Below are 22,419 nucleotides of genomic sequence, written 5' to 3'. Positions count from 1 at the left end.
CGCACAACTCTCCATGCCCGAGCTGGTGTTCTTCTCCGGAACGATGGACTGCGGGAAGTCGACCCTGGCTCTGCAGATCGAGCACAACCGCTCGGCACGCGGCCTGTCGGGCATGATCTTCTCGCGTGACGACCGTGCCGGCGAGGGCAAGCTGTCCTCCCGCCTCGGCCTGGTCACGGACGCGGTGGAGGTCGAGGACGGCCAGGACCTCTACGCGTACCTCGTCGACCATCTCTCCCAGGGCCGCCGCGCGGACTACGTGATCGCCGACGAGGCCCAGTTCCTCGCCCCCGAGCAGATCGACCAACTCGCCCGTGTCGTCGACGACCTGGGCCTCGACGTGTACGCCTTCGGCATCACCACCGACTTCCGGTCCAAGCTGTTCCCCGGCTCCCAGCGCCTGGTCGAGCTGGCCGACCGCGTGGAGGTCCTCCAGGTCGAGGCCCTCTGCTGGTGCGGCGCCCGTGCCACCCACAACGCCCGCACCATAGGCGGTGAGATGGTCGTGGAGGGCGCCCAGGTCGTCGTCGGCGACGTCAACCAGCCCGACGACATCGGCTACGAGGTCCTCTGCCGCCGCCACCACCGCCGCCGGATGACGGCGGCGACGGCGCGGGCGGCGGCGTTGTCCCCGGACGTGCTGCCGGTGTCGGCCTCCTGACAAACACAGGTGGCTCGGCCTCCCCCGTGCGGGAGGATGGGGCCATGAACGCCATCATCTCCGCATCCGGACTCGCGAGCGCCCTGACGGGCGTCAACCCGCCGGTCCTGCTCGACGTCCGCTGGCAGCTCACGGCCGCCAAGGCCGCCGGTGAACCGCCGTTCGACGGCCGGGCCGCGTACGAGGAAGGGCATCTGCCCGGGGCCGTCTTCGTCGACCTGGACCGGGAGTTGGCCTCCGCCCCTGGTGGGGCCGGTCGGCATCCGCTGCCCGACCTCGCGGTGTTCGGAGCCGCGATGCGCCGGGCGGGCGTGTCGTCCGGGACGCCGGTGGTCGTCTACGACGGCGGCCAGGGCTGGGCGGCCGCCCGCGCGTGGTGGCTGCTGCGCTGGGCGGGTCACCCGGACGTGCGGGTCCTCGACGGCGGGTTGCCGGCCTGGGAGGGGCCGCTGGAGAAGTCCGTACCCACACCGGCCGAGGGAGATTTCGTGCCGGAGCCGGGGGCGGCGGGGCTGCTCGACGCCGATGCCGCCGCGGACCTGGCCAGGTCCGGAGTGTTGCTGGACGCGCGGGCGGGGGAGCGGTACCGGGGCGAGGTGGAGCCGATCGATCCGGTGGCGGGGCACATTCCCGGCGCGGTGTCGGCGCCCACCACTCAGAACGTGGGACCGGACGGCTGCTTCCTGCCCGCGGAGGAGCTACGGGCCCGTTTCAAGGAGCTGGGCGTGACCGCGGACGCGCGGGTCGGCGTCTACTGCGGGTCGGGCGTCTCCGCGGCCCACGAGGTCCTGGCACTGGCGGTCGCGGGCATTCCCGCGGAGCTGTACGTGGGGTCGTGGTCGGAGTGGTCCTCCGACCCGGACCGGCCCGTCGCGGTGGGGCCGGACCCCGAGTAGGGCCGGAGTGCCGGGGCCGGACCCCGGCAGGGCCCTCTGCGGAGAGTGTCCTCTGAGTCTCAGCGCCACACCGGGCGTACGGCGTGGCGCTGAGACCCGGAGGACAGTCGTGCTCGCCGATCGGATGAGCCGGCGGTGCCCCGGAAGGCGCGCAAGGCGCGGCTCTCCGCGTCACTCGCCGGGCGTCGGCACCGCGACGCCCGGCTAGTCCTGCTTCTTGCGCCGCGTCCCGAAGACGATCTCGTCCCAGCTCGGCACGGCGGCTCTGCGCCCCGGACGGACGCCGTCGGCCTCGGCCTGCCGGTCCGTGGCACCGACGAGACGGTCGCGGTGACTGCTGACGGAACGCGGCATGAGGACATCCGCGTAAGCGGAACCGGCCGAGGCCGCGGGGGCCGGAGGCTCCTCCGCCTCGGGCTCGGCGACGGGCTCCTCCTCGGACTCCGCCGGGGGAAGCTCCGGAACCACCAGGTCACCGCGGAAGCTGGGCACCGCCTCCAGCAGGCTGGTCAGCGAGTCCCGCTCGCCCGTGCTCTCCTCGGCCGGTTCGGACGCCTGGGCCGGCAGGCTCGGCCGCTCCCGGTCGCCGGGACGGTCGAGCGGCCGGTCGCGTGGCAGCCGGGCGATGCGCGGCACGAACGGGAAGCTGGGCTCGGGCGCGGACAGGTCGTCGGACTCGCCGATGAGCATGCGCGCCTCGTCGTCGACGGCCTGCACGAGCCGCCGGGGCGGGTCGTACGTCCAGCTCGCCGAGTGCGGCTCACCCGCGACGCAGTAGACCAGCAGGACCTCCCACGTGCCGTCGTCGCGACGCCACGAGTCCCACTGGACGGTGTCCCGCTCGGCACCGCGGATCAGCAGCCGCTCCTGCACGGCCTCGCCCAGCGGTGGTCCGGAGTTCTCGCCGGGGCGCCGGACGGGGGTCTTGCGGGCCCGCTCGGCCATGAAGGCACGCTCGGCGAGCACCGGGCCCTCGAAGCGGCGGACCCGGTCGACGGAGATGCCCGCGAGCTGGGCGACCTCTTCCGCGGTCGCGCCGGCTCGTATACGGGCCTGGATGTCGCGGGGGCGGAGATGGCTCTCCACCTCGATCTCGATCTGGCCGAGGCGGGGACGGTCACCACGCACGGCGGCGCGGAGCCGTTCGTCGATGGGAAGCGTGTACTCCGTGCTGTCCGCAGCCTTCAGCACCAGCCGTGTGCCGTCATTCGAGACGGCCACGACACGCAGTTCGGGCATGGGGACCTCCCGGGTGGTGCCTGCCGACGTCACGTGCGTCGCTGCTTCCGCTAGTCGAGTGTGGCCTGCCCGGGTGCAGCCTGCCACAACCTTGCCGAGTTGCCCGGCGTGTCGGGCACGGGCCCTGGATCGCCGTTATGGCACGGTTACCTATTCGCAACGCTAAGTGACGAACTGTGTCACCGTGTGCAACTAGCCCCCTCCCGGCGGTCCTTAAAGGCCCCGTACACCCTGATGGGAGACCGGACCCAGGGCTCGCCACAGTACTCCATTTGGGCCACGTGCGTGGATTGGCACGCCGTCGAATCTTTTGGCAAGGGGGAGACTCGGCCGCCTCCTTCCCCCCTTCCGTGATCTTGAACGTGGGGAAGTTCACGTAATCACGAGAAATGCCGCATGACGGCGACATGGCGGCCAACTGCTCGTCCGGAACCGCCCCGAGGGGAGTGAAGCCAAGAAAACGCAACTCCCCGCGCGTCGCCTACGCCCCCAGAACCCTCCGCAGGTAGTCGTTCTGGAACCGCCGATCAGGGTCGAGACGGTCCCGCAACTCCGTGAACTCGGCGAAGCGCGGATACACCCGGGAGAAGTACTCGGCGCCCCGCGTGTGCACCTTGCCCCAGTGCGGGCGCCCCTCGTGCGCCGTGAAAATCCGTTCCGCCGCGGTGAAGTACCGCTGGTAGGGCGTTCCCTGGAACATGTGGACGGCGATGTACGCGCTGTCCCGGCCGGAGGCGGTCGACAGCGTGATGTCGTCGGCCGGGGCGGTGCGCACCTCCACGGGAAAGCTGATCCTCAGGCCGGAGCGGTCCACCATGGCCTTCAGTTCGCGCAATGCCTCGACGACGGCCGCGCGTGGAACGGCGTACTCCATTTCCACGAAGCGCACCCGGCGCGGCGACGTGAAGACCTTGTACGGGATGTCGGTGTACGTCCGCGCGGACAGCGCCTTGCTGGAGATCCGCGCGATCGCGGGGATCGTCGCGGGCACCGCTCGGCCGACCCAGTTGACCACCTGGAAGGCCCCGTTGGAGAGGAACTCGTCCTCGAACCAGCTCTGGAGCCGGGGCACCGGCTTCTCCGGGCCCGCGCTGCGGTTGTTGCGCTTGGTGTTGGTGTTTCCGGTGTGCGGGAACCAGTAGAACTCGAAATGCTCGTTCTCGGCCCACAGTTCCTCGAAGTCGGAGAGGACCTTGTCGAACGGCATCGGCTCCTCGCGGGCCGTCAGCAGGAAGACCGGCTCCACGGCGAAGGTGACCGCGGTGACGATGCCCAGGGCGCCGAGGCCGATCCGGGCGGCGGCGAAGACCTCCGGGTTCTCCTTCTCGGAACACGTGAGGACGGAGCCGTCGGCGGTGACCAGTTCCAGTCCCTTGATCTGGGCGGCGATCGAGGCCGAGTCGCGGCCCGTGCCGTGCGTACCGGTGCTGGTCGCCCCGGAGACCGTCTGTTCCATGATGTCGCCCATGTTCGTCAGCGACAGACCCTCGCGAGCGAGGGCCGTGTTGAGCCTCTTGAGCGGCGTGCCGGCCTCCACCGTGACGGTCATGGACTCGCGGTCGATGTCGCGTATGCCGGTCAGCAGCTGAGGGCGGATCAGCACTCCGTCCGTGGCGGCTATGGACGTGAAGGAGTGCCCGCTGCCGACGGCCTTCACCCTGAGGCCGTCCTCGGCGGCCCGCCGCACGACGGCGGCCAGCTCGTCGACGGAGGCCGGGGCGACCTCCCGCGCGGGACGCGCGGAGACGTTGCCGCCCCAGTTACGCCACGTGCCGTTCTTTCCGTTCGCTGTGCTGCTCAACGGCGCCTCCACGACCCGGTGCCGGCCGCTTGAGCCGACGGAACCCGAGGAAACCCACCGCGACCGCGACGGCCCCGGCCACCGCCGGAACCCCGTACCCGGCGCGCGCCCCGGCCGCGTCGATCACCCAGCCGGCCGCGGCTGAGCCGAGCGCGACTCCCGCCGCGAGCCCGGTGCTCACCCAGGTCATGCCCTCGGTGAGCTGCGCGCGTGGTACGTGCTCTTCGATGAGGGACATCGTCGTGATCATCGTGGGAGCGATGGCCAGACCCGCAACGAACAGCGCCACGGCCAGAGACGGCAAGTTTCCGACCAGTAGGAGGGGGATCATACTCACGGCCATGGCGATCACGCCCAGCAGCCACCGGCGTTCCGGCGCCCCGGCGAAGTGCATCAGCCCGAAGACCATCCCCGCGACGCAGGAGCCCGCCGCGTACAGCGCGAGGACGACGCTCGCCGCGGCCTTGTGCCCCTCCTCGTCGGCGAAGGCCACGGTGACCACGTCGACCGCCCCGAAGATCGCGCCGGTCGCCACGAAGGTCGCCACCAGGACCTGAAGGCCGCGCGAGCGCATCGCCGTGCCCCCGCCGTGCCGCTCGCGCGGATGTGGCTCGGGTTCGGTGGCGCGCTGCGCGGTCAGCCAGAAGACGCCGACCGCCAGGAAGCACGCCGCGAGCAGCGGACCGGCCTCCGGGAACCACGCCGTGGACAGCCCGATGGAGATGATCGGCCCGACGATGAAGCAGACCTCGTCCACCACGGACTCGAAGGAGTACGCGGTGTGCAGCCGCGGGGTGCCCCGGTACAGGGCCGCCCAGCGGGCCCGGATCATCGCTCCGACGCTCGGCACGCAGCCGATGCCGACGCACGCCGCGAACAGCACCGGGTCCGGCCACCCGTAGTGCGCCGCGCACAGCAGGACGGCCGCCGCGGCCAGCGCGAGCAGGGTCGCCGGACGCAGCACCCGCCGCTGCCCGTACTGGTCCACCAGCCGCGAGACCTGCGGCCCGGCGATCGCGGCCGACAGCGCGATGGTCGCCGACAGGGCACCGGCCAGGCCGTACCGCCCGGTGAGCTGGGAGACCATCGTGACGACGCCGATGCCCATCATCGACACCGGGATGCGGCCGAGGAAGCCCGCGGCGGAGAAACCCTTGGAGCCGGGGGCGGCGAACAGGGCGCGGTAGGGGCTGGGCAACGGGAGTCTCCGAAAGGCTCAGTAAGCTGCGAACGCAGTCGAGACAGCTTACGGCTCAGAACGCCGTCACGCACCGGTCCGGCCCGGCTGCGGACCGGCCCCGGCCGGCCGCCGCACAGGGGCACCCGCCGTTTCCCGGCTGTCGGTGCCGGGTGGCAGGATCGACTCATGCCAGACGCGCGCGATGCCACCCCTTACGACGCACTGCTCCTGCTGTCCTTCGGCGGCCCGGAAGGCCCGGACGACGTGGTCCCGTTCCTGGAGAACGTGACGCGCGGGCGCGGCATCCCCAAGGAACGACTCAAGGAAGTCGGGCAGCACTACTTCCTGTTCGGCGGGGTGAGTCCCATCAACGACCAGAACCGTGCCCTGCTGGACGCCCTGCGCAAGGACTTCGCCGGCCACGGCCTGGACCTGCCGGTCTACTGGGGCAACCGCAACTGGGCGCCGTACCTGACGGACACGCTGCGCGAGATGGTGCGCGACGGCCGCCGCCGCGTCCTGGTCCTCGCCACCAGCGCCTACGCCTCGTACTCGGGCTGCCGCCAGTACCGGGAGAACCTCGCCGACGCGCTCGCCACCCTCGAAGCCGAGGGCCTGGAGCTGCCGGAGATCGACAAGCTCCGGCACTACTTCAACCACCCGGGCTTCCTCGAGCCCATGATCGACGGGGTGATCCGTTCGCTCGCCGAGCTCGACGAGGACGTCCGGGACGGGGCACACATCGCCTTCTCGACGCACTCGATCCCGACGGCCGCCGCCGACACCTCCGGAACCGTCGACGACCACGGGGACGGCGGCGCGTACGTCAAGCAGCACCTGGACGTGGCGCAGCTGATCGCGGACGCCGTCCGGGAGCGCACCGGCGTCGACCACCCCTGGCAGCTCGTCTACCAGTCCCGCTCGGGCGCCCCGCACATCCCGTGGCTGGAGCCGGACATCTGCGACCACCTGGAGGAGCGGCACGCGGCCGGTGTCCCGGCCGTGGTGATCGCGCCCATCGGGTTCGTCTCCGATCACATGGAGGTCCTGTACGACCTCGACACGGAGGCGAAGGCCAAGGCGGAGGAGCTGGGGCTGCCGATGCGCCGCTCGGCCACGGTCGGCGCCGACCCCAGGTTCGCCGCGGCGGTCCGTGAGCTCGTCCTGGAGCGCGCCGCCGTCGAGCGCGGACAGGAGATCACCCCCTGCGCCCTGGGCTCCCTGGGAGCGAGCCACCACCTCTGCCCGGTCGGCTGCTGCCCGGGCCGCGCCCCCCGGCCCGCCGCCGCGGGCGCCGACAGCCCCTACGCGTGAGGAGCCCTGTGACCGACCCCCTGCACACCGAACTGCTCGAGATCGCCCAGGAGGCCGCCCGGCGTGCGGGCGCGCTGCTGCGCGACGGGCGCCCGGCCGACCTGGCGGTCGCCGCGACCAAGTCCAGCCCCATCGACGTCGTCACGGAGATGGACATCGCGGCCGAGAAGCTGATCACCGGTCTGATCGCCGAGCGCCGCCCCGACGACGGCGTCCTCGGTGAGGAGGGTGCCGCCACGGAGGGCACGAGCGGCGTCCGCTGGGTGATCGACCCGCTCGACGGCACGGTGAACTACCTGTACGGGCTGCCCACCTGGGCCGTCTCCATCGCCGCCGAGCAGGACGGCGAGACCGTTGTCGGGGTCGTCACGGCACCGATGCGCGCGGAGACGTTCCACGCGGTGCTCGGCGGGGGTGCCTGGGCCACCGGGGCCTGGGACGGCGAGCGCAGGCTGGCGTGCCGTCCCGCGCCGTCCCTGGACCAGGCGCTGGTCTCGACGGGCTTCAACTACGTCGCCGAGGTCCGTGCCCACCAGGCCGAGGTCGCCCGGCGGCTGATCCCGCGGCTGCGCGACATCCGGCGCGGCGGATCGGCCGCGGTCGACCTGTGCGACGTGGCCGCGGGCCGCCTCGACGGCTACTACGAGCGCGGCCTGCACCCCTGGGACCTCGCGGCGGGCGACCTGATCGCCCGTGAGGCGGGCGCGCTGACCGGTGGACGTCCCGGAGAGCGCCCCTCGGGCGATCTCGCCATCGCGGGCACCCCCGGCGTCTTCGAACCCCTCCAGCGCCTCCTGGAGGACTTCGGCGCCTGGCACGACTGATCCGTTGCGCGTCGGGCGCGAAGCACGAAGCGGGCCCCGGCGAGTGCTCGCCGGGGCCCGCTCCGTACGGCCTGATCAGACGCTCTACGCGCCGACTTCCACACCGTGCTCGGCCGCGAGACGGCGCAGGTCGTCGAGCTCACCCTGCTCCACCTCGACGAGGAAGTCGTCGCCGTCGTCCAGAGCCCGGGTCAGATCGGACTCGGTCGCCCTTATGCGCTGCAGAAGTCCTGCGGTGAATGCGTCCATGCTGCGCCCCCTCGTCCTGGGTCGTGGGTCGACGGCACGGGGGTGTGCCGTTCGGAAGGGACGATCACGTCTCCGGTGGATGCCCAGCGCCGCCCAGCCGGGCGGCGACGGTGCCGGACACCCACGCCCGCTCTGCGGAAGCGGATCGATGCGCACCGCATGGTGGTGCGGTACCGGCAGAGTGTGATCGTGGGATGTAAAGCCGTCCTCCCCAAGCTCCCATCCGAGGAAACCTAACCGGAGGAGAAAATCTCGTATTCCCTCCCGCGGCCACCGCCCCTCACCCGCCTTACCTCCGACTTATGACCGAAAAGGGCAGGATGGAGGGCAACACCAACACACCGTCGAAGACCCCTGCCCGCGTGCGCCCGTGAAGGGCGGTGCGGGTGGACATCAGGAAGGACCAGACGTGCGCGTACTCGTCGTCGAGGACGAGCAACTGCTCGCCGATGCGGTGGCCACCGGACTGCGCCGGGAGGCCATGGCCGTCGACGTCGTGTACGACGGTGCGGCCGCCCTGGAGCGCATCGGCGTCAACGACTACGACGTGGTGGTCCTCGACCGCGACCTCCCGCTCGTGCACGGCGACGACGTCTGCCGCAAGATCGTCGAACTCGGCATGCCCACCCGCGTGCTGATGCTCACGGCCTCCGGCGACGTCAGCGACCGTGTCGAGGGCCTGGAGATCGGCGCCGACGACTATCTGCCCAAGCCGTTCGCGTTCAGTGAGCTCATCGCACGTGTGCGGGCCCTCGGCCGGCGCACCAGCGTGCCCCTGCCGCCCGTCCTGGAGCGCGCCGGGATCAAGCTGGACCCCAATCGCCGCGAGGTCTTCCGCGACGGCAAGGAGGTCCAGCTCGCACCCAAGGAGTTCGCCGTCCTCGAGGTACTGATGCGCAGCGAGGGCGCCGTCGTCTCCGCGGAGCAGCTGCTCGAGAAGGCCTGGGACGAGAACACCGACCCGTTCACGAACGTCGTGCGCGTGACGGTCATGACCCTGCGCCGCAAGCTCGGCGAGCCGCCGGTGATCGTCACCGTGCCCGGCTCCGGCTACCGGATCTGATCCCGTGGCGGCGACACCCGCGCCTCCGCAGGCGCCTCCGAAGCCCACCTGGGACCCGAGGCGGCCGGCGCCGCCCTTCCCCTGGCTGCGCCCGACCATCCGGATACGGCTCACGCTGCTGTACGGCGGCATGTTCCTGATCGCCGGCATCCTGCTGCTGTCGATCATCTACCTGCTGGCCGCACAGGCCCTGAACGTCGGGAGCGACCTGCCGTTCAAGATCGTCGAGGGCAAGGTCGTCAGCGACATCTGCAACCTGCCCGACCAGGCCTCGCCCAGCGAGTTCAACGACGCGATGAACCAGTGCGTCAACGATCAGCGCCAGCACGCTCTGGACAGCCTGCTCAGCCGCTCGCTCCTGGCCCTGCTGGGGCTGGCGGTCATCGCCTTCGCCTTCGGCTACGCCATGGCCGGCCGCGTCCTGTCCCCGCTGGGCCGGATCACCCGCACCGCACGCACGGTGGCGGGCTCCGACCTGTCCCGCCGGATCGAGCTGGACGGCCCGGACGACGAGCTGAAGGAGCTCGCGGACACCTTCGACGACATGCTGGAGCGGCTCCAGCGGGCCTTCACCGCCCAGCAGCGCTTCGTCGGCAACGCCTCGCACGAGCTGAGAACGCCGCTGGCGATCAACCGCACGCTCCTCGAGGTGCACCTGTCCGACCCGAACGCGCCCGTGGAACTCCAGCAGCTAGGCAAGACGCTGCTGGCCACCAACGAGCGCAGCGAGCAGCTCGTGGAGGGCCTGCTGCTGCTGGCCCGAAGCGACAACCAGATCGTCGAGCGCGGGCCGGTGGACCTCGCCGAGGTCGCCGGGCAGGCCGTGGACCAGGTGCACGCCGAGGCGGAGAGCAAGGGCGTGACGATCCGCGGCGAGCAGAAGCCCGCGCTCGTCCAGGGCAACGGCGTGCTGCTGGAGCGGATCGCGCTGAACCTGGTGCAGAACGCCGTGCGCTACAACATCCCCGAGGACGGCTGGGTCGAGGTCACCACCGACGTCCAGCACGGCCAGGCCGTCCTGGTCGTCTCCAACACGGGGCCGGTGGTGCCGGCGTACGAGATCGACAACCTCTTCGAGCCGTTCCGGCGGCTGCGCACGGAGCGCACGGGCAGCGACAAGGGCGTGGGACTGGGTCTGTCCATCGTCCGGTCCGTGGCCCGGGCGCACGGCGGGCACATCTACGCCCAGCCGCGCGAGGGAGGTGGGCTGGTGATGCGGGTCGCGCTGCCCATCTGAGATCATGACGCCGATCAGCACGGGGTTCACGGGGGGATGTTCGCTTTGCGCGGAATTTTCGAGACCTGACCGCGCGTGTGCCGTGTGTGATCGATCACAGGGGCGGCTTTCCGGCCATCTACTCTCCGTGATCATGCACCCTGCCGGAAAGCCGGGAAAATCCCGGTTTTCAGGGGTCTTGATCACGGGAAGTACACGGTGAGACGCCTTTGGCGCGCGGCATTCGGACCGTGTACGGTCCCCATCGCCATCCAAGCCGATCACTCGTGAGGAGTCCGGTTGGGTGTCGATTGAGTAACAGACCTTGATGTGAGGCAAAATCTCCGCCTCAGGTCGGGCACAAGTCCGGCCTCTCACGCGTTAGTGCGCTGGAGACACCGCAGACACCCAGAGGGGGAGAGCGACATGGCAACCGATTACGACACTCCACGCAAGACCGACGACGACGTCGACTCGGACAGCCTCGAAGAGCTGAAGGCTCGACGAAACGACAAGTCGGCATCCGCCGTGGACGTCGACGAGTTCGAGGCCGCCGAGGGCCTCGAGCTTCCCGGCGCCGACCTTTCGAACGAGGAGCTGGCCGTCCGGGTGCTCCCGAAGCAGCAGGACGAGTTCACCTGCATGAGCTGCTTCCTGGTGCACCACCGCAGCCAGCTGGCCCGGGAGAAGAACGGCCAGCCGATCTGCCGCGACTGCGACTGAGGCGGGGTCGGCCGTGACTGGCTCGACCCCTCCCTGGAAGCGCCGCCTGACCAAGCGGAAGGCGGACGAAGGGCCGATCGACGGCCCGCGGTACGGCGCGCTTGACGACGAGCGAGGCACCACCGGAACGGGGGCGGCCTCGCTCGAACCCGCAGCGGACCGGGGTGACCTCCCGGCGTCCGCGGACGTCCCCGCACCCGTCGCCCGGCGGACGGCGGGGACGCTCCGGCAGAGGGCCAGGGAGGGCGCCCGCAAGGGCTCGGTCCGGGCCCGGGCCGCGCTCGCCGACCTGGCCGACCGGATCATCGAACTGGCCCCGCGGGTCCCCGTACGGGACCTGGCGACCCTGCGCAGGCAGTTCCCGGGCCTCGGGCCCGAAGAGCTCGCGGACAAGCTCGTCACGGGAGCGGCGAAGGCGACGGCGGCGGTCGGAGCCGGTGTCGGCGCGGCAGCGATGCTCCCCGTGCCGCCCGCGATGCCGACGGAACTCGCCGCCGAGGTCACCGGTGTCGCCGCGATCGAACTGAAGCTGATCGCCGAACTCCACGAGGTCTACGGCGTACGGCCGCCCGGCAATCTCAAGCAGCGCAGCACGGCGTACCTCGACTCGTGGTCGGGGGAGCGCGGGATCGACGCGACCAGGCCGTCGACCGTGAGCACGGCGCTGAACAGCCGCATGAAGCGCGAGCTGCGGCAGCGGATCATGAAGCGGATGGTCCGCAACATGCCGAACCTGATTCCCTTCCTGGTGGGCGCCGCCGTCGGGGCGGCCATGAACCGCAGCGAGACCAGAAAGCTCGCCACCCGGATCCGCGAGGACCTGCGCAGGATTCAGGTGCCCTGGGAGGCCCTCGAGGCGCTGCCCGCACTGGAGCGCCCGGCGGACGCCCTGGAGATGAGCGAGATCATGCACGACCCCCTCGGGCGCCGCGAGCACGACGAGCACGGCAAGCGCGACGACGGACGCTGAGGCGGCACGAGAGCGCGCGTATGCCTGTCGTCAGGCACGCCGCCGGGTGAAGGTCCGCGCGCATGTGCTACGCACCCTTCGCCACCCTCAGCGCCTCAGCCAGGCGCTCCGGCTCGCGCGTGGACAGGTACAGGTACGGAGTCGGGTCCTCCGGATCCGTGACCTCCACGCGCAGGGCCGTGGGGATGTAGGCGCGCAGCAGCATGAAGGCGCGTGTGTCGGCCTTGTGGGTGCGCCAGGCGCGGGCCTCCTCCGCGTCCAGTACCTCCGCCTCGCCCAGTGCCGCCACCGGGATCTTCGCCTCACCCGCGATCAGCGAGTCGCCCACCACGCGGATCCGGATCGAGCCGTACGAACTCGCGGCGACGGCCGCGACCGCGGTGCCCCCGGCCAGGCCGCCGAGCATCGGCAGCGTGCCGAACGGAAGCAGAACCAGGGCCATGGAGACCCCGACGAGGAACGAGATCAGCCACCAGGACCGGGGAGCGGTGAGGCGTTCTTCGTACGGGGCGGCGGAGAGCTGCATGGAGCCAAGCTTGGCACGGTGTCCGCGGCGGGCCGACGCGCGGGTAAGGTCTGCGGCTGTGAGTGGTACTTCCCCAGCTCTTCAGCCTCCGGCCGGCGCCGTGCCACCGGTGCGCCACCCGGACGCTCCGGCGCCCGGTGAGCTCCTCGGCGCGCACTACGGCCAGTGCTTCGGCTGTGGCGGCGACCAGCCGCACGGGCTGCACCTGGAGGCGCGGGCCGGCGAGGGCGTGTCGCTCACCGCGGAGTTCACCGTCCGGCCCGCCCACCAGGGAGCCCCCGGCCTCGCACACGGCGGTGTGCTCGCCACCGCCCTGGACGAGACCCTCGGTTCGCTGAACTGGCTGCTGCGCACGATCGCCGTGACCGGACGGCTGGAGACCGACTTCATACGGCCCGTGCCCGTCGGCAGCACGCTGTACCTGGAGGCCGAGGTGACGGCGGTGGCCGGACGGAAGATCTTCTCGACCGCCACCGGACGCATCGGCGGCCCGGACGGGCCGGTCGCCGTCCGCGCCGACGCGCTGTTCGTCGAGGTGAGGGTCGACCACTTCGTCCGGCACGGCCGCCGGGAGGAGATCCAGGCCGCCATGAACGACCCGGACCAGCTCCGGCGCACCCGTGCGTTCGAGGTGAACCCGTGAGCGGGGAGGGCCTCTTGGCCGCGGACCGCCACACGAGTCCGGGGAACCCTCCGTCACAAGGACCTCTTGAGTCCGGGGAACCCTGCGGGCCACAGAAGCCTCTTCGGTCCGGGGAGCCCGTGCGAACCGGGTGGCCCCTCCAGCCGGAGGGCGCCTCGACGGGCGCTGCCCCTGCAAGCGCCACCCGGAAGACCTCACGATCCCCAGTTCCCTCACGAGCCACATGAGCCTGGAAAACCCCATGACTACCAGCCCTATGAGTCGTCACCCCGTGGACGTGCTGATCCGGCGCGTCGACCCCGAGGTGCCGCTTCCGTCGTATGCGCATCCCGGTGACGCGGGAGCCGATCTGCGCACCACGGAGGCCTGCCAACTGGCCCCGGGGGAGCGGGCCGTGCTGCCCACGGGAGTGTCTGTGGCACTGCCGGAGGGGTACGCGGCCTTCGTGCACCCACGATCCGGTCTTGCCGCTCGCTGCGGCGTCGCCCTGGTGAATGCCCCGGGGACGGTTGATGCCGGGTACCGTGGGGAGATCAAGGTGATCGTGGTGAATCTCGACCCGCGCGAGGACGTGCGGTTCGAGCGCTTCGACCGGATTGCCCAACTGGTTGTCCAGCAGGTCGAGAGGGTCCGCTTCCAGGAGGTGGCGGAGCTTCCCGACTCCGCGCGGGCCGAGGGGGGCTTCGGATCCACCGGAGGCCACGCCGCGGTGGACGGGATGAGCGGCACAAGCGGTCAGGCCGCCTTCGGCGGTCAGACGGGTGGGAATCGATACGCTTCGGTCGTATCCGACCGGGAAGGACAGTGACGTGTTCGGACGTCGCAAGAAGAGGGATGCCGCCGAGGACGCGGCCGGCGAGGCCGAGCAGGTCGTCGACGGTGTCGACACTGAGGCGGACGGTGAGGGCGAGCGCCTGAGGCTCGAGCCGGCGCCGCGGCCCGACGGGCCCTGGGACAGCTCCGAGGTGCGTGACCCGGCCGAGGGCCGGGTCGACCTGGGCGGGCTGTTCGTACCGGGCGTCGACGGCATGGAGCTGAGGGTCGAGGTCGCGGGTGACGCGATCGTGGCGGCGACGGTCGTGCTGCGGGACAGCGCCATCCAGCTCCAGGGCTTCGCCGCGCCCAAGCGTGAGGGCATCTGGGGTGAGGTGCGCGAGGAGATCGGCGCCGGCATCACCCAGCAGGGCGGCATCGTCGACGAGGTCGAGGGACCGCTGGGCTGGGAGCTGCGGGCCCAGGTGCCGGTGCAGCTGCCGGACGGCACGGGCGGCTTCCAGGTCGTGCGGTTCGTCGGTGTGGACGGCCCCCGCTGGTTCCTGCGCGGAGTCATCTCGGGCCAGGGCGCGGTGCAGCCGCAGGCCGCCGGCCTGCTCGAGCAGATCTTCAGGGACACGGTCGTGGTCCGCGGCGAGGGGCCCATGGCGCCCCGGGACCCGATCGTGCTGAAGCTGCCGAACGACGCGCAGATGGTCCCCGAGGGCGTCCAGCAGGAGGAGGGCTCCCGCTTCGCCGGCGGCATGGGCCAGCTCCAGCGCGGACCGGAGATCACCGAGGTCCGCTGAGCGTCGTGACGACATCAGGGCCGCATCCCGAGAGGGGATGCGGCCCTTTTCCCGCCCACGTTTCCGTCCCACGCCTGGCGTTCACAGAGCGCTGCGCGTTCACCTCCGCGCGTCAGAGTTCCGTCAAAGACGGTCCCCGAGCCGCGCCCGGCACCCGTTCGCCGTGATGGTCGGCCGTAAGGTCGACGCTGCGCAGTCGGCAGACCGGAAGACAATGAGGCCGTGGGACGCGGCAAGCTCCGGATCTACCTCGGTGCGGCACCGGGCGTCGGAAAGACGTACGCGATGCTCTCCGAGGCACACCGGCGCGTCGAGCGGGGCACGGACTGCGTGGTGGCCTTCGTCGAGCACCACGACCGGCAGCGCACCGAGGTGATGCTGCACGGTCTGGAGCAGGTGCCGCGCAGGCGGCTGGAGTACCGCGGCGGTGTCTTCCCCGAGATGGACCTGGACGGCGTCCTCGCCCGCCGCCCGCAGGTCGCCCTGGTCGACGAACTCGCCCACACGAACGTACCCGGCTCCCGCAACGCCAAGCGCTGGCAGGATGTGGAGGAGCTGCTCGCCGCGGGTATCGACGTGGTCTCCACCGTCAACATCCAGCACCTGGAGTCGCTCGGCGACGTGGTCGAGTCGATCACCGGGGTGCGGCAGCAGGAGACGGTTCCGGACGAGGTGGTACGGCGGGCCGACCAGGTCGAGCTGGTCGACATGTCGCCCGAGGCACTGCGGCGGCGGATGGCGCACGGCAACATCTACCGGCCCGACAAGGTCGACGCCGCCCTGTCGAACTACTTCCGGCCCGGCAACCTGACCGCGCTGCGCGAGCTGGCGCTGCTGTGGGTGGCCGACCGGGTCGACGCCCACCTCACCCAGTACCGCAGCGAGCACCGGGTGTCGAGGATCTGGGGCTCGCGCGAGCGGATCGTGGTCGGGCTGACCGGTGGACCGGAGGGCCGGACGCTGATCCGCCGGGGCGCGCGGCTGGCCGAGAAGGGCGCCGGCGGCGAGGTGCTGGCCGTCTACATAGCCCGCAGCGACGGACTGACCTCGGCCTCGCCCAAGGAACTCGCGGTGCAGCGGACCCTGGTGGAGGACCTCGGCGGCACCTTCCACCACGTCGTCGGCGACGACATACCGGCCGCCCTGCTCGCCTTCGCCCGCGGGGTGAACGCCACCCAGATCGTGCTGGGCTCCTCGCGCCGCAAGACCTGGCAGTACGTCTTCGGACCCGGCGTGGGAGCGACCGTCGCCCGGGATTCCGGGCCGGACCTCGACGTGCACATCGTCACCCACGACGAGGTCGCCAAGGGCCGCGGCCTGCCGGTGGCCCGGGGCGCGCGCCTCGGGCGGTCCCGGCGGGTGTGGGGCTGGATCGTGGGGGTGGCGGGGCCACCGGTCCTGACGGCGCTGCTCAGCACGGTCCACCTCGGCCTGGCCAACGACATGCTGCTGTTCCTGGCGCTGACGGTGGCCGCGGCCCTGCTGGGCGGGCTGTTCCCGGCGCTGGCCTCGGCGGCGGTGGGCTCGCTGCTGCTGAACTACTTCTACACACCGCCCCTGCACCGGTGGACCATCGCCGACCCGAAGAACATCGTCGCCATCGTGATCTTCGTGGCCGTCGGTGTGGCCGTGGCCTCCGTCGTCGGCCTCGCCGCCCGCCGCACCCACCAGGCGGCCCGGCTGCGGGCCGAGTCGGAGATCCTGTCCTTCCTGGCGGGCAACGTGCTGCGCGGCGAGACCGGCCTGGAGGACCTGCTGGAGCGCGTCCGGGAGACGTTCGGCATGGAGTCGGCGGCCCTGCTGGAGCGGGCCGGTGACATCGAGCCGTGGACCTGCGCCGGCCGCGTCGGCCAGGGGCGCCCCGTCGAGCGGCCCGACCAGGCGGACGTGGACGTGCCGGTCGGTGATCACATGGCGCTCGCGCTGACCGGCCGGGTCCTGCCCGCCGAGGACCGCCGGGTGCTGGCCGCCTTCGCCGCCCAGGCGGCCGTCGTGCTGGACCGCCGCCGGCTTCAGGAGGAGGCCGACCGGGCCCGCGCGCTCGAGGAGGGCAACCGCATCCGTACGGCGCTGCTGGCGGCCGTCAGCCATGACCTGCGCACCCCGCTCGCCGGCATCAAGGCGGCGGTGTCCTCCCTGCGCGCCCGGGACGTCGAGTGGTCCGAGGAGGACCGGGCGGAGCTGCTGGCGGGCATCGAGGAGGGCGCCGACCGCCTCGACCACCTCGTCGGGAACCTGCTCGACATGTCCCGGCTCCAGACCGGCACGGTGACCCCGCTGATCCGCGAGATCGACCTCGACGAGGTCGTGCCGATGGCGCTCGGCGGCGTACCGGAGGGCAGTGTCGACCTGGACGTCCCGGAGGGCCTGCCCATGGTGGGCGTGGACCCCGGGCTGCTGGAACGGTCGATGGCCAACCTGGTCGAGAACGCCGTCAAGTACAGTCCGCCCGGTGTGCCCGTACTGGTCGCCGCCAGCGCCCTCGCCGACCGGGTCGAGGTACGGGTGGTCGACCGGGGGCCGGGCGTTCCCGACGAGGCCAAGGGCCGCATATTCGAACCGTTCCAGCGCTACGGCGACGCCCCGCGGGGCGCCGGAGTGGGTTTGGGTCTCGCCGTGGCGCGCGGCTTCGCCGAGGCCATGGACGGCACCCTGGACGCCGAGGACACACCCGGCGGCGGACTGACCATGGTCCTCACCCTCCGCGCCGCGCGAACGCGTCCGGAGCCCCGCCGGCCGGCGGAACGAGAAAGGCAGGCCTCATGACCCGGGTGCTGGTGGTCGACGACGAGCCGCAGATCGTGCGGGCCCTCGTGATCAACCTCAAGGCGCGCAAGTACGAGGTCGACGCGGCCCACGACGGTGCCACCGCCCTCCGGCTCGCCGCCGCCCGCCACCCCGACGTGATCGTCCTCGACCTCGGACTGCCCGACATGGACGGGGTCGAGGTGATCCGGGGCCTGCGCGGCTGGACCCGGGTGCCCGTCCTGGTGCTGTCCGCCCGGCACTCCTCCGACGAGAAGGTCGAGGCGCTGGACGCGGGCGCCGACGACTACGTCACCAAGCCGTTCGGGATGGACGAGCTGCTGGCCCGGCTGCGGGCCGCCGTGCGCCGGGCCGAACCGGCCGGAGGAGGTGAGGACGACGTGCTCGTGGAGACCGACGAGTTCACCGTCGACCTGGCCGCGAAGAAGGTCAACCGGGCCGGGAAGGACGTACGGCTGACCCCCACGGAGTGGCATCTGCTGGAGGTCCTGGTGCGCAACGGGGGCCGCCTCGTCGGGCAGAAGCAGCTGCTCCAGGAGGTGTGGGGGCCGTCGTACGGGACGGAGACCAACTATCTGCGCGTGTACATGGCACAGCTGCGGCGGAAGCTGGAGGCGGACCCCTCGCATCCCAAGCACTTCATCACCGAGCCGGGGATGGGGTATCGCTTCGAGAAGTGAGCGTGGATACGGGACCGGGGGCCGGGAGACACAGGGGCCTCGCCACGGGGCTTCGAGACTGTCAGGGCGCCCCGGTACGCTCTAGACATGAGTGCTGTTCCTCGTTCGCAGAAGCCGGCGGGCCGGTTCCGGCGCATGCTCGACCGGCTCTCCTCCTCGCAGGAGGACCTGGAGTCCGAGGAACTGCGAGAGGACTCCGAGACCACCGGCTGCATCCGGATCGGAGACTGTCACGACCGGCAGGTAGTGACGGTTACTGGTACCTTGCGCACGGTCACCCTGCGACCGCGCGCCGGAGTCCCGGCCCTGGAGGCCGAGCTGTTCGACGGCTCCGCCGCGCTGGACGTGGTGTGGCTCGGCAGACGCTCCATCGTCGGCATAGAGCCGGGGCGCAAGCTGATCGCATCGGGCCGGATCTCGATGAGCCGGGGCCGCCGGGTGTTGTTCAATCCCAAGTACGAACTGAGACCCCTCGGACGGGAGTAGCCGGTGACGTCGCTCGACAAGCCGACCGAAGAGACATCTGCGGACGACGCCCGGGCGGTGACCGAGGCCGCCCTGTTCGAGGCGTTCGGCGGCCTGCGGGGCATGGTCGAGACGGTGCTGCCCGGCCTGCTCTTCGTCACCATCTACACGATCAACAAGGACCTGCACATGTCGGCGATCGCGGCGCTGGCCGTGTCGCTGGTGCTGGTCGTGGTCCGGCTCGTGACGAGGGACACCGTCAAGCACGCCTTCAGCGGCGTCTTCGGTGTGGCCTTCGGCGTCGTCTTCGCGATGATGACCGGCAACGCCAAGGACTTCTACCTGCCCGGCATGCTCTACACGCTGGGCCTCGGGCTGGCGTACATCATCACGACCCTGTGCGGTGTTCCGCTGATCGGGTTGATCCTCGGTCCGGTCTTCAAGGAGAACCTCTCCTGGCGGACGCGGAACCCCGGTCGCAAGAAGGCGTACGCGAAAGCCAGTTACGCCTGGGGCGCGATCCTGCTCGCCAAGTGCGCGATCCTCTTCCCGCTGTACTGGTGGGCCGACACCACGCAGCTGGGCTGGGTCCTGGTCGTCCTGAAGATCCCGCCGTTCCTGCTCGCCGTGTACCTGACCTGGGTGTTCCTGGCGAAGGCGCCCGCGCCGATCGACGTGTTCGCGGAGATGGAGGCGGAGGAGAGGGCCGCGGAGGAGAGGGAGGCGGCTGCCCGGTCGGCCGAATAGTGCCCGGCGTTCGCGCTGGGCTCGCCGGGGGCTCCGCCAGGCCTCCGGGACCTTTGCCCACCCGCCACCCGAAGCGGTCGGCCCAGAGGTGAAGAAGAAGGAGGGGCGTCCTGAGATCTCAGGACGCCCCTTTCGCGTGCCCCCCAGCAGGGCCCCGCTCAGCCCCCCGCGCTGTCCCGCCGTACGGACAGCAGGTCCTCCAGCTGCTCCTCACGTGCCTGCGCGGCCACGAAGAGGAGTTCGTCGCCCGCCTCCAGGGAGTCCTCACGGGAGGGGGCCAGAACGCGGGTGCCGCGGATGATGGTGACCAGGGACGTGTCCTCGGGCCACTCGACATCGCCGACCTGCGTGCCGGCCAGCGCGGACTCCTCCGGCAGGGTCAGCTCGACCAGGTTGGCGTCGCCGTGGCTGAAGCGGAGCAGACGGACCAGGTCGCCCACGCTCACCGCCTCCTCCACCAGGGCCGACATCAGACGCGGCGTGGAGACGGCGACGTCCACGCCCCACGACTCGTTGAACAGCCACTCGTTCTTCGGGTTGTTCACCCGGGCGACCACCCGTGGAACGCCGTACTCCGTCTTCGCCAGGAGCGAGACGACCAGGTTCACCTTGTCGTCACCGGTCGCGGCGATGACGACGTTGCAGCGCTGCAGCGCCGCCTCGTCGAGGGACGTGATCTCGCAGGCGTCGGCGAGCAGCCACTCGGCCTGCGGGACGCGCTCGACCGAGATGGCGGTCGGTGCCTTGTCGATCAGCAGGACCTCGTGGCCGTTCTCCAGCAGCTCGCCCGCGATCGAGCGGCCGACCGCGCCGGCTCCGGCAATGGCGACCCTCATCAGTGACCGCCCTCCTCTTCGGGACCCTTGGCGAACGCCGCCTCGACCGTGTCGACCTCGTCGGTGCGCATCATCACGTGCACCAGGTCGCCCTCCTGCAGCACCGTCTGCGAGGTGGGCAGGACCGCCTCACCGAGCCGGGTCAGGAACGCCACGCGCACGCCGGTCTCCTCCTGCAGCCGGCTGATCTTGTGGCCGACCCAGGCGGGAGAGGCGTGCACCTCGGCGAGCTGCACGCCGCCCGTGGGGTCGCGCCACAGCGGCTCGGCTCCGGAGGGGAGCAGCCGGCGCAGCATCTGGTCGGCCGTCCAGCGGACGGTCGCGACGGTGGGGATGCCCAGGCGCTGGTAGACCTCGGCGCGGCGGGGATCGTAGATGCGGGCGGCGACGTTCTCGATGCCGAACATCTCGCGGGCGACACGCGCGGCGATGATGTTGGAGTTGTCGCCGCTGGAGACCGCGGCGAAAGCGCCGGCCTCTTCGATACCGGCCTCGCGCAGGGTGTCCTGGTCGAAGCCGACCCCGGTCACCCGGCGGCCGCCGAAGGAGGACCCCAGGCGGCGGAAGGCGGTGGGGTCCTGGTCGACCACGGCGACCGTGTGGCCCTGTTGCTCCAGGTTCTGGGCCAGTGCGGACCCCACCCTTCCGCAACCCATGATGACAATATGCATCGCGTCACACCGCGCTTCCTGCAGGCCCTCTGACCTTCATGACTGTCGTGATCATGTCTCTCTTTCGGCTCGCCGGGCCTCACGCCGCGGCCTGAGTGCCAACCGCCATGCAACATCATGCCGGTGGAACGACGCCACGACGTCCCTCGGGGCCGGTGCCCGCGTCCACCTGCCCGAGTCCAACGTATCGGCAAAGCCGCAGGGGGCGCCGGGGGCCCTGCCAGGGGGTGTGGCTGCGCCGGCGCGTGGGCAGGGCTTGTGCGGGGGCGGCCACGGGGGAGGAAGAAATCGCCATGAGCTCCGAGATCGACGTCCTGGTCCTGGGCGGCGCGGGTGTGGACACGATCGTGCACGTGCCCGAGCTGCCCGTGCCGCTCGCGGACAGCCACATGATCCGGCAGGGGATCGTGACGCGGGCCGGCCAGAGCGGCGACTTCTTCGCTCTCCAGGCGAGCGAACTGGGGCTGCGCACGCACCACCTCGACATGCTGGGCGACGACCCCGAGGGTGAGCTGGTCCGCGCCCTGCACCGGGACCACGGCATCGCCCTCACCGCCGTCCCGCAGCCGCTCGGCACCAAGCGCGCGGTCAACCTCGTCGGCCCCGACGGCAGCCGCGTGTCCCTGTACGACGCCACGCGCGCGGCTGACCCGGACCGGCTGCCCGAGGCCACGGTGCGACAACTGGCGGCCGCCAGCCGGCACGCCCACGTGGTCATCACCCAGCCGTGCGCCCACGCGCTGCCCGTCCTGCGCGAGACCGGCATCACGATCTCGACCGACCTGCACGACTGGGACGGGTCCAACCCCTACCACGAGCCCTTCGCCCACCAAGCCGACCTGGTGTTCCTGTCCACCGCGGCACTGGCCGACCCGGAGCGCACCATGCGGCGGATCGCCGAGCGGGGCCGGGCCCGGTTGGTCGTCGCCACCGCCGGGGCGGACGGGGCGTATCTGCTCGCCGACGGCGATCTGACCCACGTACCCGCCGCCCCGCCCCCGGCCCCCGTCATCGACTCCAACGGCGCGGGCGACGCCTTCGCCGCCGCCTTCCTGCACGCCTGGCTGAACGCCGAGCCACCCCACCGCTGCGCCCTGCACGGCACGGTCTCCGGCGCGTACGCCTGCACCATCCCGTCGACCCGGGCGGCGGCCATCGGGCGGGAGGAACTGCGCGCCCGGGTGGCGGAACTGGGGCCGGCCAGGGTCAGAAGCGGGCAGCGCGGCTGAAGCGCCTGGCCCCTATCGCGCGCCCGGCGGCACTCCTTTGCGGCGGCTGATGCTCCGCACGCTCGCCACTGTGAGAATTCCGAGGACGACCAGTGTGGCCGCTGCGCCGATCAGTTCTGCGGTCGGGTGCATGGGGCCTCCGAGGATGGCGGCGGGCA

23 protein-coding genes are annotated in these 22,419 nt (G+C 71.4%); 16 read left to right on the top strand and 7 right to left on the bottom strand.

What is annotated here, in order from left to right:
• Positions 1-13: 13 nt before the first annotated feature.
• A complete protein-coding gene (locus IE212_RS17725) occupies positions 14-661 on the top strand; it encodes a thymidine kinase (protein WP_190198833.1) in 648 nt (215 codons plus the stop codon).
• Positions 662-705: 44 nt separating this feature from the next.
• Positions 706-1,557, top strand: a complete 852-nt coding sequence (locus tag IE212_RS17720) for a sulfurtransferase (protein WP_190198832.1) — start codon at positions 706-708, stop codon at positions 1,555-1,557.
• A 204-nt stretch (positions 1,558-1,761) separates the two neighbouring features.
• Here IE212_RS17720 and sepH read toward each other — a convergent pair whose 3' ends face one another.
• From sepH to IE212_RS17705, 3 genes are all read right to left on the bottom strand, one after another.
• Positions 1,762-2,796, bottom strand: coding sequence for a septation protein SepH (gene sepH, locus IE212_RS17715; protein ID WP_190198831.1), 1,035 nt, complete (start codon positions 2,794-2,796; stop codon positions 1,762-1,764).
• A 481-nt stretch (positions 2,797-3,277) separates the two neighbouring features.
• Positions 3,278-4,597 (bottom strand): D-arabinono-1,4-lactone oxidase, encoded by a 1,320-nt coding sequence (locus IE212_RS17710; RefSeq protein ID WP_190198830.1) that lies wholly within the window; start codon positions 4,595-4,597, stop codon positions 3,278-3,280.
• On the bottom strand, positions 4,557-5,795 hold the full coding sequence (locus IE212_RS17705) for an MFS transporter (RefSeq protein WP_190198829.1): 1,239 nt from the start codon (positions 5,793-5,795) through the stop codon (positions 4,557-4,559). The genes IE212_RS17710 and IE212_RS17705 overlap by 41 nt, the downstream gene beginning before the upstream one ends.
• Positions 5,796-5,963: 168 nt before the next feature.
• On the opposite strand from IE212_RS17705, the gene IE212_RS17700 reads away from it, so the two are divergent.
• Together IE212_RS17700 and IE212_RS17695 are read left to right on the top strand one after the other, a co-directional pair.
• A complete protein-coding gene (locus tag IE212_RS17700) occupies positions 5,964-7,091 on the top strand; it encodes a ferrochelatase (RefSeq protein WP_190198828.1) in 1,128 nt (375 codons plus the stop codon).
• 8 nt (positions 7,092-7,099) lie between these two features.
• Complete coding sequence (locus IE212_RS17695; protein WP_190198827.1) at positions 7,100-7,915, top strand: inositol monophosphatase family protein; 816 nt, start codon at positions 7,100-7,102, stop codon at positions 7,913-7,915.
• 84 nt (positions 7,916-7,999) lie between these two features.
• Here the strand turns inward: IE212_RS17695 and IE212_RS17690 are convergent, their stop codons facing one another.
• Positions 8,000-8,164: a hypothetical protein gene (locus IE212_RS17690; RefSeq protein WP_190198826.1), complete on the bottom strand. Its 165-nt coding sequence runs from the start codon at positions 8,162-8,164 to the stop codon at positions 8,000-8,002.
• Positions 8,165-8,573: 409 nt separating this feature from the next.
• On the opposite strand from IE212_RS17690, the gene IE212_RS17685 reads away from it, so the two are divergent.
• From IE212_RS17685 to IE212_RS17670, 4 genes are all read left to right on the top strand, one after another.
• Positions 8,574-9,227, top strand: coding sequence for a response regulator transcription factor (locus IE212_RS17685; RefSeq protein WP_003993508.1), 654 nt, complete (start codon positions 8,574-8,576; stop codon positions 9,225-9,227).
• Between the two features lie 4 nt (positions 9,228-9,231).
• The gene (locus IE212_RS17680) at positions 9,232-10,464 is read left to right on the top strand and encodes a sensor histidine kinase (protein WP_190198825.1); all 1,233 of its coding nucleotides are present in this window, start codon (positions 9,232-9,234) and stop codon (positions 10,462-10,464) included.
• A 405-nt stretch (positions 10,465-10,869) separates the two neighbouring features.
• Positions 10,870-11,166, top strand: a complete 297-nt coding sequence (locus tag IE212_RS17675) for a DUF4193 domain-containing protein (RefSeq protein ID WP_003993510.1) — start codon at positions 10,870-10,872, stop codon at positions 11,164-11,166.
• A gap of 13 nt (positions 11,167-11,179) precedes the next feature.
• The gene (locus tag IE212_RS17670) at positions 11,180-12,136 is read left to right on the top strand and encodes a hypothetical protein (protein WP_190198824.1); all 957 of its coding nucleotides are present in this window, start codon (positions 11,180-11,182) and stop codon (positions 12,134-12,136) included.
• Between the two features lie 67 nt (positions 12,137-12,203).
• On the opposite strand, the gene IE212_RS17665 is transcribed toward IE212_RS17670, so the two are convergent.
• Complete coding sequence (locus tag IE212_RS17665) at positions 12,204-12,662, bottom strand: DUF3093 domain-containing protein (RefSeq protein WP_190198823.1); 459 nt, start codon at positions 12,660-12,662, stop codon at positions 12,204-12,206.
• A gap of 58 nt (positions 12,663-12,720) precedes the next feature.
• Here IE212_RS17665 and IE212_RS17660 point away from each other — a divergent pair, with 58 nt between their 5' ends.
• The 7 genes from IE212_RS17660 (at position 12,721) to IE212_RS17630 (ending at position 19,525) form a co-directional block, all read left to right on the top strand.
• Complete coding sequence (locus IE212_RS17660; protein ID WP_190198822.1) at positions 12,721-13,305, top strand: PaaI family thioesterase; 585 nt, start codon at positions 12,721-12,723, stop codon at positions 13,303-13,305.
• A gap of 256 nt (positions 13,306-13,561) precedes the next feature.
• Positions 13,562-14,113: a dUTP diphosphatase gene (gene dut / locus IE212_RS17655; RefSeq protein WP_190198921.1), complete on the top strand. Its 552-nt coding sequence runs from the start codon at positions 13,562-13,564 to the stop codon at positions 14,111-14,113.
• Between the two features lies 1 nt (position 14,114).
• Positions 14,115-14,867: a DUF3710 domain-containing protein gene (locus IE212_RS17650; RefSeq protein ID WP_190198821.1), complete on the top strand. Its 753-nt coding sequence runs from the start codon at positions 14,115-14,117 to the stop codon at positions 14,865-14,867.
• Between the two features lie 222 nt (positions 14,868-15,089).
• Positions 15,090-17,633, top strand: a complete 2,544-nt coding sequence (locus IE212_RS17645) for a sensor histidine kinase (RefSeq protein ID WP_190198820.1) — start codon at positions 15,090-15,092, stop codon at positions 17,631-17,633.
• Entirely contained in the window at positions 17,630-18,313 is a 684-nt protein-coding gene (locus IE212_RS17640) for a response regulator (protein ID WP_190198819.1), read from the top strand. The genes IE212_RS17645 and IE212_RS17640 overlap by 4 nt, the downstream gene beginning before the upstream one ends.
• 87 nt (positions 18,314-18,400) lie before the next feature.
• Positions 18,401-18,799, top strand: a complete 399-nt coding sequence (locus IE212_RS17635; protein ID WP_190198818.1) for an OB-fold nucleic acid binding domain-containing protein — start codon at positions 18,401-18,403, stop codon at positions 18,797-18,799.
• Positions 18,800-18,802: 3 nt separating this feature from the next.
• On the top strand, positions 18,803-19,525 hold the full coding sequence (locus IE212_RS17630; RefSeq protein WP_190198817.1) for a DUF3159 domain-containing protein: 723 nt from the start codon (positions 18,803-18,805) through the stop codon (positions 19,523-19,525).
• Between the two features lie 158 nt (positions 19,526-19,683).
• On the opposite strand, the gene IE212_RS17625 is transcribed toward IE212_RS17630, so the two are convergent.
• A complete protein-coding gene (locus IE212_RS17625; protein WP_190198816.1) occupies positions 19,684-20,361 on the bottom strand; it encodes a potassium channel family protein in 678 nt (225 codons plus the stop codon).
• On the bottom strand, positions 20,361-21,032 hold the full coding sequence (locus IE212_RS17620; protein WP_190198815.1) for a potassium channel family protein: 672 nt from the start codon (positions 21,030-21,032) through the stop codon (positions 20,361-20,363). Before IE212_RS17620 ends, IE212_RS17625 begins: the two co-directional genes overlap by 1 nt.
• A gap of 293 nt (positions 21,033-21,325) precedes the next feature.
• Between IE212_RS17620 and IE212_RS17615 the strand changes: the two genes are divergently transcribed.
• Positions 21,326-22,261: a PfkB family carbohydrate kinase gene (locus IE212_RS17615; protein WP_190198814.1), complete on the top strand. Its 936-nt coding sequence runs from the start codon at positions 21,326-21,328 to the stop codon at positions 22,259-22,261.
• Positions 22,262-22,419: the final 158 nt, after the last annotated feature.

This window comes from Streptomyces djakartensis, assembly GCF_014651075.1.
Classification (GTDB): Bacteria; Actinomycetota; Actinomycetes; order Streptomycetales; family Streptomycetaceae; genus Streptomyces; species Streptomyces djakartensis.
This window is presented reverse-complemented; position numbering and strand designations above follow the sequence as displayed.